This window comes from Bradyrhizobium ottawaense, from assembly GCF_002278135.3.
Taxonomy (GTDB): domain Bacteria; phylum Pseudomonadota; class Alphaproteobacteria; order Rhizobiales; family Xanthobacteraceae; genus Bradyrhizobium; species Bradyrhizobium ottawaense.
The window spans coordinates 4,829,804-4,842,316 of sequence record NZ_CP029425.2 but is presented as its reverse complement, the minus strand read 5'-3'; the positions used below and the strand labels follow the sequence as shown (position 1 = coordinate 4,842,316).

15 protein-coding genes are annotated in these 12,513 nt (G+C 64.3%); 4 read left to right on the top strand and 11 right to left on the bottom strand.

Going from position 1 to position 12,513, the window contains the following annotated elements; translation table 11 throughout:
• Positions 1-46: 46 nt before the first annotated feature.
• The 10 genes from radA to CIT37_RS23245 form a co-directional block, all read right to left on the bottom strand.
• Complete coding sequence (gene radA, locus CIT37_RS23290) at positions 47-1,495, bottom strand: DNA repair protein RadA (RefSeq protein WP_038946489.1); 1,449 nt, start codon at positions 1,493-1,495, stop codon at positions 47-49.
• Between the two features lie 16 nt (positions 1,496-1,511).
• Positions 1,512-2,240, bottom strand: a complete 729-nt coding sequence (locus tag CIT37_RS23285) for a sulfite exporter TauE/SafE family protein (protein WP_095424746.1) — start codon at positions 2,238-2,240, stop codon at positions 1,512-1,514.
• Positions 2,241-2,297: 57 nt separating this feature from the next.
• Entirely contained in the window at positions 2,298-3,215 is a 918-nt protein-coding gene (locus CIT37_RS23280; protein ID WP_095424736.1) for a ribokinase, read from the bottom strand.
• Between the two features lie 13 nt (positions 3,216-3,228).
• The gene (gene rpiB / locus CIT37_RS23275; protein ID WP_018317596.1) at positions 3,229-3,675 is read right to left on the bottom strand and encodes a ribose 5-phosphate isomerase B; all 447 of its coding nucleotides are present in this window, start codon (positions 3,673-3,675) and stop codon (positions 3,229-3,231) included.
• 68 nt (positions 3,676-3,743) lie between these two features.
• Positions 3,744-4,538 (bottom strand): transporter substrate-binding domain-containing protein, encoded by a 795-nt coding sequence (locus CIT37_RS23270; protein ID WP_028145045.1) that lies wholly within the window; start codon positions 4,536-4,538, stop codon positions 3,744-3,746.
• A 20-nt stretch (positions 4,539-4,558) separates the two neighbouring features.
• Positions 4,559-5,314 (bottom strand): amino acid ABC transporter ATP-binding protein, encoded by a 756-nt coding sequence (locus tag CIT37_RS23265; RefSeq protein WP_028145044.1) that lies wholly within the window; start codon positions 5,312-5,314, stop codon positions 4,559-4,561.
• A gap of 1 nt (position 5,315) precedes the next feature.
• Positions 5,316-5,984, bottom strand: coding sequence for an amino acid ABC transporter permease (locus CIT37_RS23260; RefSeq protein ID WP_026201880.1), 669 nt, complete (start codon positions 5,982-5,984; stop codon positions 5,316-5,318).
• Between the two features lie 7 nt (positions 5,985-5,991).
• Positions 5,992-6,675: an amino acid ABC transporter permease gene (locus CIT37_RS23255; RefSeq protein ID WP_095424737.1), complete on the bottom strand. Its 684-nt coding sequence runs from the start codon at positions 6,673-6,675 to the stop codon at positions 5,992-5,994.
• 10 nt (positions 6,676-6,685) lie between these two features.
• On the bottom strand, positions 6,686-7,585 hold the full coding sequence (locus tag CIT37_RS23250) for an NAD(P)-dependent oxidoreductase (protein WP_095424738.1): 900 nt from the start codon (positions 7,583-7,585) through the stop codon (positions 6,686-6,688).
• A gap of 54 nt (positions 7,586-7,639) precedes the next feature.
• Complete coding sequence (locus CIT37_RS23245; protein ID WP_018317590.1) at positions 7,640-8,380, bottom strand: FadR/GntR family transcriptional regulator; 741 nt, start codon at positions 8,378-8,380, stop codon at positions 7,640-7,642.
• A 654-nt stretch (positions 8,381-9,034) separates the two neighbouring features.
• On the opposite strand from CIT37_RS23245, the gene CIT37_RS23240 reads away from it, so the two are divergent.
• From CIT37_RS23240 to CIT37_RS23230, 3 genes are all read left to right on the top strand, one after another.
• A complete protein-coding gene (locus tag CIT37_RS23240; RefSeq protein WP_028145041.1) occupies positions 9,035-9,811 on the top strand; it encodes a potassium channel family protein in 777 nt (258 codons plus the stop codon).
• Positions 9,812-10,034: 223 nt separating this feature from the next.
• Positions 10,035-10,403: a GFA family protein gene (locus tag CIT37_RS23235; RefSeq protein WP_028145040.1), complete on the top strand. Its 369-nt coding sequence runs from the start codon at positions 10,035-10,037 to the stop codon at positions 10,401-10,403.
• Between the two features lie 95 nt (positions 10,404-10,498).
• Positions 10,499-11,314, top strand: a complete 816-nt coding sequence (locus CIT37_RS23230) for an SGNH/GDSL hydrolase family protein (protein WP_028145039.1) — start codon at positions 10,499-10,501, stop codon at positions 11,312-11,314.
• Positions 11,315-11,424: 110 nt separating this feature from the next.
• Here the strand turns inward: CIT37_RS23230 and CIT37_RS23225 are convergent, their stop codons facing one another.
• Positions 11,425-12,195 (bottom strand): exodeoxyribonuclease III, encoded by a 771-nt coding sequence (locus tag CIT37_RS23225; RefSeq protein WP_095424739.1) that lies wholly within the window; start codon positions 12,193-12,195, stop codon positions 11,425-11,427.
• Between the two features lie 40 nt (positions 12,196-12,235).
• On the opposite strand from CIT37_RS23225, the gene CIT37_RS23220 reads away from it, so the two are divergent.
• On the top strand, positions 12,236-12,457 hold the full coding sequence (locus tag CIT37_RS23220; RefSeq protein ID WP_028145037.1) for a cysteine rich repeat-containing protein: 222 nt from the start codon (positions 12,236-12,238) through the stop codon (positions 12,455-12,457).
• Positions 12,458-12,513 lie beyond the last annotated feature (56 nt).

Below are 12,513 nucleotides of genomic sequence, written 5' to 3'. Positions count from 1 at the left end.
TTTGTGACGGCTGTATAGCGGCGGGGGCCTCCGGCGTCACCTCCACCTAACCCTCTCCACGGCGGAATCTTGCCGGTGTGGCATTTTTCTCTGCCGGCGCGTTCGATTCGCCCCGGCGCGAGCCCTTGGCGGCAATCTCTGCGACCAATGTCGTCAGGCTGTTGACCGCGTTCAGGGACAGTCCGGCGTCACCGCCGGCATCCCCGCCTCGGGCCGATTCGGGCAGCACGGCGCGCTTGAAGCCCAGCTTGACCGCCTCCTTGAGCCGGGCCGGGGTCTGCGCCACCGGCCGGATCACGCCAGAAAGTGAAATCTCGCCGAAATAGACCGCATCCGTGGGTAACTGCGCGTTAACCAGGGAGGACACCAGCGCGGCCGCGGCGGCCATGTCGGCCGCGGGCTCGTGGATGCGCAGGCCTCCCGCCACGTTCAGATAGACGTCGTGGCCCGACAGCTTGACCCCGCAATGGGCCTCCAGCACCGCCAGCACCATCGAGAGCCGACTCTGATCCCAGCCCACCACGGCCCGTCGCGGGGTGCCGAGCGAGGTCGGCGCCACCAGCGCCTGCAATTCGACCAGGACGGGCCGCGTGCCCTCGATGCCCGCGAACACTGCGGTGCCGGGCGTGCCGAGATCACGCTCGGACAGGAACAGCTCGGAGGGATTGGTGACCTCGCGCAGGCCAAGGCCCGTCATTTCGAACACGCCGATCTCGTCGGTCGGGCCAAAACGGTTCTTCACGGCGCGCAGGATGCGGAACTGCTGCGAGCCTTCGCCCTCGAACGACAGCACGGCGTCGACCATGTGCTCGACCACGCGGGGGCCGGCGATCTGGCCGTCCTTGGTGACATGGCCGACCAGGATGATGGCCGCACCGGTTTTCTTCGCAAAGCGGATCAGCGCCTGCGCCGAGGCGCGCACCTGGGTCACCGTGCCCGGCGCGGATTCCACCGTGTCGGTCCACATGGTCTGGATCGAATCGATCACGATCAACCGCGGGACCGCGCCCTCGGACAGCGTCGAGACGATGTCCTCGACCGAGGTCTCGGCGGCGAGCTGCACCGGCGCATCCGACAGCCCGAGCCGTTCGGCGCGCAGGCGCACCTGCGCGACCGCCTCTTCGCCGGAGATGTAGACGATGCGGTGGCCGGCGCGTGCCATCATGCTGGTGGCCTGCGTCAGCAATGTCGACTTGCCGATGCCGGGATCGCCGCCGACCAGCAGCACCGAGCCGCGCACGAAGCCGCCGCCGGTGACGCGGTCGAGCTCGGTCATCCCTGAGGACAGGCGCGGCGCATCCTGGGTTTTCCCCGACAGGCTCTCCAGCGCAAACGTCCGTCCCTTACGCTTGGAGCGGATCGAGACGGGGATGCTGCCGCTGGTGTCCTCCTCGGCAAGCGTATTCCACTCGCCGCAGGATTCGCACTTGCCCTGCCAGCGGTTATAGGCCGCGCCGCAGTTCTGGCAGACGAAGGAAAGCGTGTTCTTGGCCATGGGGCGTCAATCGTGCTCAGGGAGATTGCGTCGCGTTCCATAGCATGGAGAGCCCGGCCGCGACCATGATCGCGTCCATCACCAGGCGGAACACGTCCGGCTTCAGGTGCAGCACGAAGCGCTTTGCGATGAAGGCGCCCGACATCAGCGAGGCGCCCGCGATCAGACCCTTCATGAAGACATCGCCGGTCAGCGCGCCGAAACGCTCGAAGGTCACGGATTTCGCGAAATAGAGGCCGAGCGAGGAGGCCGCCTCGGTGGCGAGGAAAGCGCCCTTGCTGAGTCCGTAGAACAGGAACAGCGGCACGCTGAGCGGGCCGGTCGAGACCACGATGCCGGTGAGATAGCCGATCACGGCGCCGCCGATCGCCAGATGCCAGAGATTGGCCTTGAGGTCGTGCCGCGCCAGCCAGTGCCGCACCGGCACCATCGCGATCAGGAAGATGCCGATGGCGAGGTCCACCGCATGCGAAGGCAGCGCCAGCAGCGTCCGTGCGCCGAGCACGGCGGCCGGAATGCCCGTGACCGAATAGGCCGCGCAGGCCCGCCAGTCGACCTCTCGCCACCAGGCCAGGATCCGCGAAAAGTTCGCCATCACGGACGCGACCGCCATGATCGGCACCGCTTCCTTCGGCCCATAGGCATAGACCAGCACCGGCATCAGCATGATCGACGAGCCGGTGCCCACGATGCCTGAAATGGTGCCGGCGACGAGGCCGACGATGAGGACGAAGAGGAAGGCCAAAACGCTCTCCACGAATCGGGAGAGTTTAGCTGCGGGCAGCGATATGGGCGATTCGTGCTAGGCGAGGGAACCTATTGCGCTACGCATCGGCATGCCGGTCTGGGCGCCGGCCTTGAGACATTTCAATGCGGCGGCTTCGCAGCTCACCTCGAGCGCACGCGGCAGCGACGCGCCTTCACCGAGCATGGCCGCAAACGCGCCGACAAAGGTGTCGCCAGCGCCGGTCGTGTCCACCGGCGTGATGCACGGGGCGGGCGCACGCAGGCGGGTGCCGTCGGCCGTCACGGCCAGCGCGCCTTGCGCACCGGCGGTCACGATGCAGGTGAGGTCGCCGGCCCTGGCGAGGTCCGCGGCAGCCGCCTCGTAACTGGACGTAGCGAGGTCGATGGCGCCGGCGGCGTCCAGCGCCTCGTGCTCGTTGACGAGGAGATGGTCGGTCACGGCAAGAAGCTTTGTCACCATCTCGCGGGTCATCCTCTCCGGGACGGGCGCGAGATTCCAGACGACGGTGCCGGCGGCCAATGTCGTCCTGCGCGCAGCCTCGAGCGCCTGCGCGAAGGGCACTTCCATCTGAAGCACCAGCACCGTGTCGGGACCAAACAGCCTGGCCGGGAGATCCCCGGCATTCGCGGCCATGTTGGCGCCGCTTGCGACCGTGATCGCATTCTCGCCGGCCTGGTCGACCGTGATAAAGGCGCAGCCGGTCGGCTCGTCGGCCCCGACGACGAGGCCGGTGTCGACTTCGTTGGCCCGGAGGTTCTCGATCGCGCTGTTGCCAAACCCGTCCCGGCCGACGCGGCCCGCCATCCGGACTTGTCCCGGTCCCGCGATCCGCGCGGCGGCAACGGCCTGGTTGGCGCCCTTGCCGCCGAAATGCGTCTGGTAGGACGGCGCGAGCACCGTCCGGCCGGGGCCTGGAATGATCGGGACCTTCGCGACGAGGTCGATGTTGAGCGACCCGAACACCAGGATCATGGTGGAGAGGCCCTCAGCCTTGCTCGTCCATGACGCGCAGTTTCTCGACCCGACGGCGGAAATCCTCGTCGGTCGAGAACTCCGCGGAGAGGTAGGACGAGACGAGATCCACGGCGAGCCAGGCGCCGACGATCTGCGCGCCGATGCACATGACGTTGACGTCGTCGTGCTCGACGCTCTGATGGGCGGAATGAACGTCGTGACAGACCGCGGCGCGGATGCCCTTCATCTTGTTGGCCGCGATCGAGGCGCCGACGCCGGTGCCGCACACCATGATGCCGCGTGCGGCTTCGCCCGACGTCACCTTCTGCGCCACGGCCCGCGCGATGTCGGGGAAGTCCACCGGCTTGTCGTCATGGGAGCCGACATCGACGATGTCGTGGCCGAGCTTGCGGATGTGGTCGATAACGGTCTGCTTGAGCGGCCAGCCGGCGTGGTCGGATCCGATGACGAGACGCATGTGGTGTCCTTCTTGATTTTTCATTGACCGTGACAACCGGAAAGCGGCTGTCACGGCTTCTCTTTCGTTCAGCTACGCATGTCGGGCGGCAGCTCGACCCCGTGGAATTTCTTGTAGATCGCGTTGAGCTTGCCGTTCTTGACGTTCTCGGTGATCCAGCCGTTGAGCTTGTCCATCAGGCGCTGCTCGCCTTTCTTCAGGCCGATGGCGAGGTCGAAGGTTGCGAGCGGAATCTTCGACTCGAAGATGCGGGCGGGATTCTTGACGCCGATCTGGTTGATGATCGTGGCCGACGTGCCGACGCAATCGACCTGACCGGAGACGGCCGCGGTGACTTCCGTGGCGTCGTCGTCATAGCGGGCGATCGTCAGCTCCTTGTCCTTCATGTTGGACAGGGTGGTATCCTGCGTGGTCCCGCGCGAGACGCCGATGGTCTTGCCTTTCAGGTCGGGCCAGTCCTTGACGTTCATCGACTTGAGGCAGCCGACGTCGGACTGCAGCGTCGCATAGCGCTTGGTGAAGTCGATGACCTTGGCGCGCTCGGGCGTCACCGACAGGGTCGAGATGATGATGTCGGCCTTGCCGGTCAAGACGTTCGGGATGCGGGTCGCGCCGGTGGTCTGGATGAATTCGAGCTCGAGGCCCCAGTCCTTGGCGAGCAACTGAGCCACCTCGACGTCGGAGCCGGTCGGCTTCATGCTGGAATCCATCATGCCCGAGGGCGGAATCGCAAGATCGGTTGAAATGCGAATCTTCTTGGCCTTCATCACGTCGTCGAGCAGGTCGGCCGATGCCGGCGTGGCGGATAAAATGACGAGGCCGAGCAGCGCGGCGGCGGTCCCCAGCAGTGTCTTGTTGGTCATCCCTAGTTCTCCTCTCCCTGTTATGATTTTAGATTTCCGGTGCCCACGAATTGCGTGAGCTCCGGCGTCGTCGGCGATGTCAGGATCGAGGCGGGGCCGGTCTCGTGAACCTTGCCGCGATGCATGAACACGATCCGGTCGGCGATGCCTTTGGCAAAGCCCATCTCGTGCGTGACCATCACCATGGTCATGCCGTCCGCCGCCAGCTGCTCGATCACCTTCAGTACTTCGGCGGTGAGTTCGGGGTCGAGCGCAGAGGTGACCTCGTCGAACAGCATCACCTTCGGCTGCATGGCGAGCGAGCGCGCGATCGCGGCGCGCTGCTGCTGGCCGCCCGACAATTGCTCGGGATAGGCGTGCAGCTTCTCTTCGAGCCCGACCTGCGCCAGCACCTTTCGCGCGAGGTCCTTGGCCTGCGAATTCGCCAGGCCCTTTACGGCGCAGGGCGCCAGCGTGATGTTCTGCTCGATCGTCAGGTGTGGAAACAGATTATAGCTCTGGAACACGATACCGACGTCCTGGCGCAGCGCGCGCAGATCGACGTCGGGACGGTCGACCCGATGCCCGCAAACGACGATCTCGCCGCCGTCGACCTTCTCGAAACGGTCGATGCAGCGCAGCGCCGTGCTCTTGCCGGAGCCTGAGCGGCCGATCAGCGCCAGCACTTCGCCGCGCTCGACTGCGAAGCTGACGCCATCGAGGACCCGGAGCGAGCCAAAGCTCTTTTGCACGTCGCGGAGCGACACGATTGAGTCGGAGGAGGGGTTCTGTTGCATGTCAGGCCGGCGCGAGGTTGGATCTGCCACGCCCCATCCGCCGTTCCAGCCTCTGGCTGAACAGCGACAGCGGATAGCACATGGCGAAATAGATGACGGCGATGATGGCGTAGATGGCGAAGGGCTCGAACAGCGAGTTGTTGACGATCTGCCCCGAGCGCATCAGCTCGACGAAGCCGACGACGGAGGCGAGCGAGGTGTTCTTGACGATCTGCACCATGAAGCCGACGGTGGGCGGCGTCGCGATGCGAATGGCCTGCGGCAGGATAACTTTCATCATGCGCTGGGTCCGGCTCAGCGCCAGGCCTTCGGCGGCCTCCCATTGCGGCTTCGGCACGGACTGGATGCAGCCGCGCCAGATCTCGCCGAGATAGGCGGCGACGTACAGCGTCAGCGAGGCGCCGGCAGCAGCGAGCGGCGAGACCTTGAGGCCGATCGCGGCGAGACCGAAATAGCCGAGGAACAGGATGACGAGTAGCGGCGTGCCCTGGATGAGCTGGACATAGACGGCGCTGGCAATCCGCACCGATTTCAGCGGCGATATCCGCGCGAGCGCGATCACGAAACCGACGATGCCGCCGCCGATCAGCGCGATCACCGACAAGCCAATGGTCCACAGCGCGCCCTGGCCGAGGAACATCAGATGATTGATGTTGAGATGTCCGCCCATGATCATCTCACAACGGCGTGCCGAGCCGGCGACGGCGCGGAAACAGCACGAGGCCGAGGCCCCAGAAGCCGGCGCGCATCACCAGCGACAGGATGACGTAGAGCACGGCGACGATGATGTAGGTCTCGAACGCGCGATACGTATCCGACTGGATGTAGTTGGCGACGGCGGTGAGCTCCTCGGCCGAGATCTGCGAGCAGACCGAAGAGGCCAGCATCAGCAGCACGAACTGGCTGGTCCACGCCGGATAGACCTTCTCGATCGCCGGCAGCAGGATGATGTGCCAGTAGATCTGGAGGCGCGACAGCGCCAGGCCCTCGGCCGCCTCGATCTGTCCCCGCGGGATCGCCTCGAAGCCGGCGCGCATGATCTCGGCGGTGTAGGCGCCGACGTTGATCGTCAGCGCGGCCACGGCCACCGTGAAAGCGGAGAATTTCAGCCCCAGACTGGCCAGGCCGAAATAGACCAGGAAGATCTGAACCAAGAGCGGCGTGTTGCGGATGGTCTCGACATAGGCCTTGCAGGCGCCTGATATCAGCGCGTTGTGCGTTCCGCGCCCGACCGCCGCGAGCGTGCCGAGGAGGGCGCCGAGCACCGTCGCGAAGGCGGCAAGCTCCAGCGTGAGGACGGCGCCGGCGAGAAAGCTCGGCCAACGCTCCAGCACTGCGGGGAAGTCGAGTTGAAGGCTCATCGCCACCCGTTCAGCCGGTTGTCTGGTTGGTCATGCGGTCGTAGACGCGGAACAGCGCCTGGTTGCCGTTGCTTCCTTCGCCGTGCGCGCGCGCATCGACATACTGGCTGGTCACGAGCGCGGTGCCGGGGAGCGGCACGCTGAGCGCCTGCGCGTGCTCCTGGACCAGGCGGAGGTCCTTGAGCTGGAGATCGATCCGGAAGCCGGCGGAGACGTCGCCTGCGATCATCTGGGGGCCGAGCTTGTCGAGCATCCAGGAGGCCGCGGAGCCACCGAGCAGCACCCGGCGCAGCAGATTGAGATCGAGGCCCGAAGCGCGGCCAAGCGCCAGCGCCTCGCAAATCGCCTGGATGTTGATGCCGCAGATCAGCTGGTTGCAGAGCTTGACGGTCTGGCCGGCGCCGGACGCGCCGACATGCGTGATGGTGGTGCCCATCGCACGGAAGAACGGCTCGGCCTGCGCAAAGGCGTCCGCATCGCCGCCGGCCATGATCGAGAGCGCGGCATTCTTGGCGCCAACCGGCCCGCCGGAGACCGGCGCGTCGATGAAGCCGACGCCGATCTTTTGCAGGTCGGCATGGATGCGGCGGACGGCGACTGGCGAAATCGTGCTCATGTCGACGACGAGCTTGCCTGATGGCGGCGACTTCAGCAGGCCGTGCTCGCCGTAAATGGTCGCCTCGACATGGGGCGTGTCGGGCAGCATGGTGATGACGATGTCGGCGCCTTGCGCGGCATCGGCTGGACTCTTGGCACGAGCAGCGCCTTCCCTGGCGCTGTCGGCCAGTGCCGCCTCGTCGAGATCGAACACGCGAACTGCGTGGCCGGCCATCAGCAAGTTGCGCACCATCTCTCGGCCCATCGTGCCGATGCCGATGAAGCCGACACTGCCCTTGTCGTTCCGTCCCATGTAATAAGTCCGTTTCTTGGTTGATTGGCTTCTTGGTTGACCGCGCTGCCGCGATCATCCCGAGGCGCTGGTCTTGTCGATGTCGCCGACGATGGCGCGCCGCCGGTACTCGTCGCCGATGGCGAAATGCTTGCGCAGCGTCGCGTCCGCCCGCTCCGGGTCGCGCGCAATCACGGCCTCGAAGATGCGGCGGTGATCGTCGATCAGATAGGTCTTCATCGACGGGAAGGCCTGCACCAGCTCACGGCGGCTGCGATGCGAATGGGTCAAGAGGCCGGCCAACGAACCATGCAGGACCGTCAGTGTCTCCGAATGCGAGGCGACGACGATGGCACGGTGGAAGTCGAAATCGGCCATGCCGCCGGCATCGGCCTCGTCGATCGTCTCGCCGATCTTCGCGAGCGCGCGCTGCAGGCGCTCGAAATCTGCAATGTTGGCACGCTCGCAGGCGAGGCGGATCGCCTGGCATTCGATCGCGACGCGCGCCTGCATGACGTCGTCGAGCATGTCCGCCTGCTGGGCGAGCGCGAAGGTGAAGAAGTCGTTCAGCACCGACACGTCCGGCCGGGTCACCACGGTGCCGATGCGATCGCGGATCTCGACGATGCCGAGCACGGTGAGGGCACGCAGTGCCTCGCGGACGATCGGCCGGCTGACGCCGAGGAGAGTTGCCAGCTCGCGTTCCGAGATGAGGCGGTCGCCGGGCTTGAGCGAGCCGGCGAGCAGGCGTTCGCGCAGGAAGGCGAACACCTTCTCGAACCCTTTTTCGCCTTCGGTGGCCCGCTTGAGCTCCATTCCCGTCCCACTGGTCTGATCTTGGTCAGACCAGTATGCTGACCAATGGCTGAGGTCAAGAGGCTCGGCTCTCAAGCCGGCCTCGGTTCCGGCCTTAGTCCACCGGGAGCCGCTTTTGGCCGTCGATGTCGACATCGCCCAGTCCGTGATCGGGTCGTCGGGGCGGCATCGAGGCGGCGCTCGCGGCAAACTGGACGGCGAAGCTCGACTATCTCCACATCGACCTTGGCAGCACCTATTCGACGAAGACGTTCATTCTCGACAACGACGAGTTACCGATCCGACATCCGCAACAATGTCGATCGCGTCGGCTTCAACTCAGCGGACGATCCTCGCAGCGATACTGACACCCATTGCGGGTCGGAGTTTCGGAAACGCTTGAACGTCACGTTCTGCGCCTGTGCGGCACCAATGCAGGCGAGCGACATCGCAGCGATCAGAATAATTCGCACCGCGAATAATCTCGGAATAGATCAGGTGGGCTAAGAAATTATCGCGAAACTGGCGCAACCATGGCTTTCGTGTCGGACACCGTCCAGTCGCTCAGGGTTGGCAACCCTTCTCCTGTTCGGCCAAAGATGGCAGCGATCGGGTTCGATCTTGCGGCGCGCTCTCCGAGTTGCCATCATCCGTGCAAACCGCGATCATGATGCCGTGACTCTCAATTCTCTCAGAAGCGATGTCCGTCGCCTTTACGAGGGCGCAACGCCGGGCGGCGTGCGCTTCCGCTACGCGCTGCTTGCCTTCGATATCGTGACGGTGCTGTTCATCATTGCAACCTCGTTCCTGCCTCCCAGTGAGATCATCGAGACGCTCGACGTTTTGTTCGGCATGCTTCTGCTTGCCGATTTCTCGGCACGGCTCCTCGTCGGTCGGCATCCTCTTCGGAAGTTCCGTCAGATTGCGACCTGGGCTGACATGGTGGCGATCGTATCTTTCCTGGCACCGCTTGCCGGCGAGGCGGGCGGCTTTCTCCGGATCCTGCGAACGCTGGGGCTGCTTCGCGACTACCAGATGCTGGCGAGGCTCCGCATCGATTCTCCGTTCTTTCGTCGCAACGAAGAGGTCATCTTCGCGGTGACGAACCTCGCCGTTTTCATATTCGTCATGACGGGGATCGTCTACGAGACTCAGAAGTTTCGCAACAATGAGATCCACAACTATGCCGATGCGCTGTATTTCACGGTCACGGCACTGACGACGACCGGCTTTGGCGACATTACCCTGCCGGGCACGCTCGGTCGTCTCATCACCGTCGTGATCATGATCTTCGGGGTTACACTGTTCTTCAATCTCGCACGCGCGCTCCTCAGTCCCCACAAGGTGCGATTTCCGTGCCCCGCTTGCGGACTCCAGAGGCACGATGCCGACGCCGTGCATTGCAAGGCCTGTGGCACCGTTCTCAATATTCCTGACGAAGGGGCGATCTGAAGAGTCCTCCTGCCGGCGGAATCCCCGACGGTGGCATCGTGTCGGTGTTTTGCCCGACGGGAGGCAGGTCGAATTGCGGAGTCAGTAACTCATTGATCCGACTGCGGTCAGCTACTGTGCAGGGGGATGTTTTTCATATTTTGGTTGAGGCGTTGTGCTGCTGACAGCATGTTGGCAGCAGGGGCCGGCTATGCCCCACCTCTGACACAACGGGGAGCGGGTCATGCCGATCGAGGCAAGCTGTCATGGCGGTGAGACGGTGTTCGAGGTGACGGAGGCGCCCTCGAGCGTGACGCGCTGCACCTGCACGCTCTGCGCCAAGCGCGGCGCGTTGTGGGCCTATTACACGCCGGCGCAGTTTCGTCTGCTGTCACCCGCGGAGAACGTTGCGACCTATTTGTGGGGTAGCCGCACCATCAAACATCATTTTTGTGCAAGCTGCGGCTGCGGCACTTATTCGGAGTCGCCGGACTGGTCGACCGGCAAGCCCGATTTCGACAATCCCAAGGTCGCGGTGAATGTGCGCCTGTTCGACGATTTCGATCTGGAGGCGGTGCCGGTCAACATGATTGACGGCAAGAACTTGTGGTGAGCATGCATGCGCAGATGTCCGCGGCACGTTCGCGCTCTTGAGGCCATTTTGAAAAGCTGATTTGGTTCCGGCCCTGGAGAAAAGGGGAGGAAGCCATGATGCGTCTTTTTGCGCGAGTCATGCTCGCAATGTGTCTCGCCGTTGCAGCCGGCTTCAATGTCCAGGCGCAGACCAGGCCGAAGGTGACTTCGCTCGGACCGGACTTCCCCAAGGCAGCGCTGTTCGTCGGCAACAGCTTCTTCTACTACAACAACGGCATGCCCGGGCATCTCACCTTCATGGAGCGGGCGGTGGATCCCGCGAACAAGGCGGTGTACCGCAACACCATGGTGACGATCGGCGGCTCCGGCCTCGATTGGCACGACATGGACAATCTGCTGCGGCCGGGCGGCCTCGGCGCGTATTCCTTCGACGAGCAGAACAACGTCATCTTCAACAAGCCAGGCCGGCAGTACGACGCCGTCGTGATGATGGATTGCAGCCAGTGCCCGATCCATCCGCAATTGAAGGACGCGTTCGCGACTTTCGCGAAGAAGGACAGCGAGATCGTTCGCGTGCACGGCATGCGGCCGGTGCTGTTCATGTCCTGGGCCTATGCCGACAAGCCGGAGATGACGGAATCGTTGGCCGAGGCCTACACGATCGCAGGCAATGCCAACGATGCGTTGGTCATTCCTGCAGGTCTTGCCTTCGCGCGGGTGCGCAAGCTGCGGCCGGAGCTCAATCTGTATGCGCTGGACAAGCGGCATCCGAGTCCGGCGGGCACCTATCTTGCGGCATGCGTGACGTTTGCCGCGTTGACAGGCCGCTCGCCTGTCGACAATGCCTACACTTTGGGGCTGGATGCGGGGACGGCGCAGCTTCTGCAAAAGGCGGCATGGGACACGGTGCAGGACTATTATGGGCGCTGAACTCGGGTGATCGCAGGGTGGGCAAAGGCGCACTTGCGCCGTGCCCACCGTCTGTCTCCGTAAACGAGTTTGGTGGGCACGCTTCGCTTTGCCCACCTACGGCACTTCTGCTATTTCAACACCACCCATGCCGGCGCGTGATCGCTGGCGCCATCCTCGCCGCGGACCTTCTTGTCGACGCCGGCCTTGGCCAGGCGCGGGGCGAGGGCTGGGCTGAGCAGGAGATGATCGAGCCGCAGCCCCGCATCGCGCGGCCAGCGGTTCCGCTTGTAGTCCCAGAACGTGTAGATGCGCTGGTCCGGATGCAGCTCGCGGATCGCATCGCACCAGCCTTGCTCGACGAGCGAGGCAAAGGCTGCCCGGCTCTTCGGCTGGATCAGCGCATCCTTGTCCCATGAGCGCGTCGGATAGATGTCGATCACTTTAGGCGCGACGTTGTAGTCGCCGGCGAGCACGACGGGCAGATCCTGCTTGATGAGGCTCTTGGCGTGGCGCTTGAGGCGCGCGAACCAGTCGAGCTTGAAGTCGAATTTCGGCCCCGGTTGCGGATTGCCGTTCGGCAGATAGATGCTGGTGACGATGATCCCGCGCACGGCGGCTTCGAGATAGCGGGCTTCGAGATCGCTGGGTTTTCCAGGCAAGCGGTCGCGGGTCAGAATGGGCTCTGCATTGCGGGCGAGGATCGCGACACCATTCCAGGTCTTCTGTCCGCGCCACACCGCGCCATAGCCGGTCTTTTCGATCGCGGCCGCCGGAAATTCGCCATCACTTGCCTTCAATTCCTGAAGCGCGACGACATCGGGCTTTGCCGTGCGCAGCCATGCCAACAGATTGGGCAGGCGGCGGTTGACGTTGTTGATGTTGAATGTCGCGATCTTCATGTAGAGCTACCGGCTCCTGCCTTTCGTACCCGGAGATACAATGTCCAAGTTGAACTTTGCCGCCATCGTCGTCGCCCTCGCGTTCTCCGGGGCCGCGTCGGCACAATCGTCCGACCCGCGCGGTGCGTGCAAGGCAGACTATGACAAATTCTGCGCCGGCATCGCGCCGGGTGGAGGGCGCGTCGTCGCCTGCCTCACCGACAAGCGCGACCAGCTCAGCGCGACCTGCAAGGCGGCGCTGGACAACAGGAAGAAGAAGTAAGCGATCCCTTCCGTGTCCCGGACGCGCGTAGCGCGAGCCGGGACCCAGACAGCGAC

What these genes read in the sequence shown, in the direction of transcription:
- radA (WP_038946489.1), bottom strand. Translation starts at nt 1,495, where the DNA reads ATGGCCAAGAACACGCTTTCCTTCGTCTGCCAGAACTGCGGCGCGGCC.
- CIT37_RS23280 (WP_095424736.1), bottom strand. Translation starts at nt 3,215, where the DNA reads ATGATCCTGGTGTTCGGGTCGCTCAACATCGACCTCGTCGCGAAGGTC.
- rpiB (WP_018317596.1), bottom strand. Translation starts at nt 3,675, where the DNA reads ATGCGTCTCGTCATCGGATCCGACCACGCCGGCTGGCCGCTCAAGCAG.
- CIT37_RS23270 (WP_028145045.1), bottom strand. Translation starts at nt 4,538, where the DNA reads ATGACCAACAAGACACTGCTGGGGACCGCCGCCGCGCTGCTCGGCCTC.
- CIT37_RS23265 (WP_028145044.1), bottom strand. Translation starts at nt 5,314, where the DNA reads ATGCAACAGAACCCCTCCTCCGACTCAATCGTGTCGCTCCGCGACGTG.
- CIT37_RS23260 (WP_026201880.1), bottom strand. Translation starts at nt 5,984, where the DNA reads ATGGGCGGACATCTCAACATCAATCATCTGATGTTCCTCGGCCAGGGC.
- CIT37_RS23255 (WP_095424737.1), bottom strand. Translation starts at nt 6,675, where the DNA reads ATGAGCCTTCAACTCGACTTCCCCGCAGTGCTGGAGCGTTGGCCGAGC.
- CIT37_RS23250 (WP_095424738.1), bottom strand. Translation starts at nt 7,585, where the DNA reads ATGGGACGGAACGACAAGGGCAGTGTCGGCTTCATCGGCATCGGCACG.
- CIT37_RS23245 (WP_018317590.1), bottom strand. Translation starts at nt 8,380, where the DNA reads ATGGAGCTCAAGCGGGCCACCGAAGGCGAAAAAGGGTTCGAGAAGGTG.
- CIT37_RS23235 (WP_028145040.1), top strand. Translation starts at nt 10,035, where the DNA reads ATGCCGATCGAGGCAAGCTGTCATGGCGGTGAGACGGTGTTCGAGGTG.
- CIT37_RS23230 (WP_028145039.1), top strand. Translation starts at nt 10,499, where the DNA reads ATGATGCGTCTTTTTGCGCGAGTCATGCTCGCAATGTGTCTCGCCGTT.
- CIT37_RS23225 (WP_095424739.1), bottom strand. Translation starts at nt 12,195, where the DNA reads ATGAAGATCGCGACATTCAACATCAACAACGTCAACCGCCGCCTGCCC.
- CIT37_RS23220 (WP_028145037.1), top strand. Translation starts at nt 12,236, where the DNA reads ATGTCCAAGTTGAACTTTGCCGCCATCGTCGTCGCCCTCGCGTTCTCC.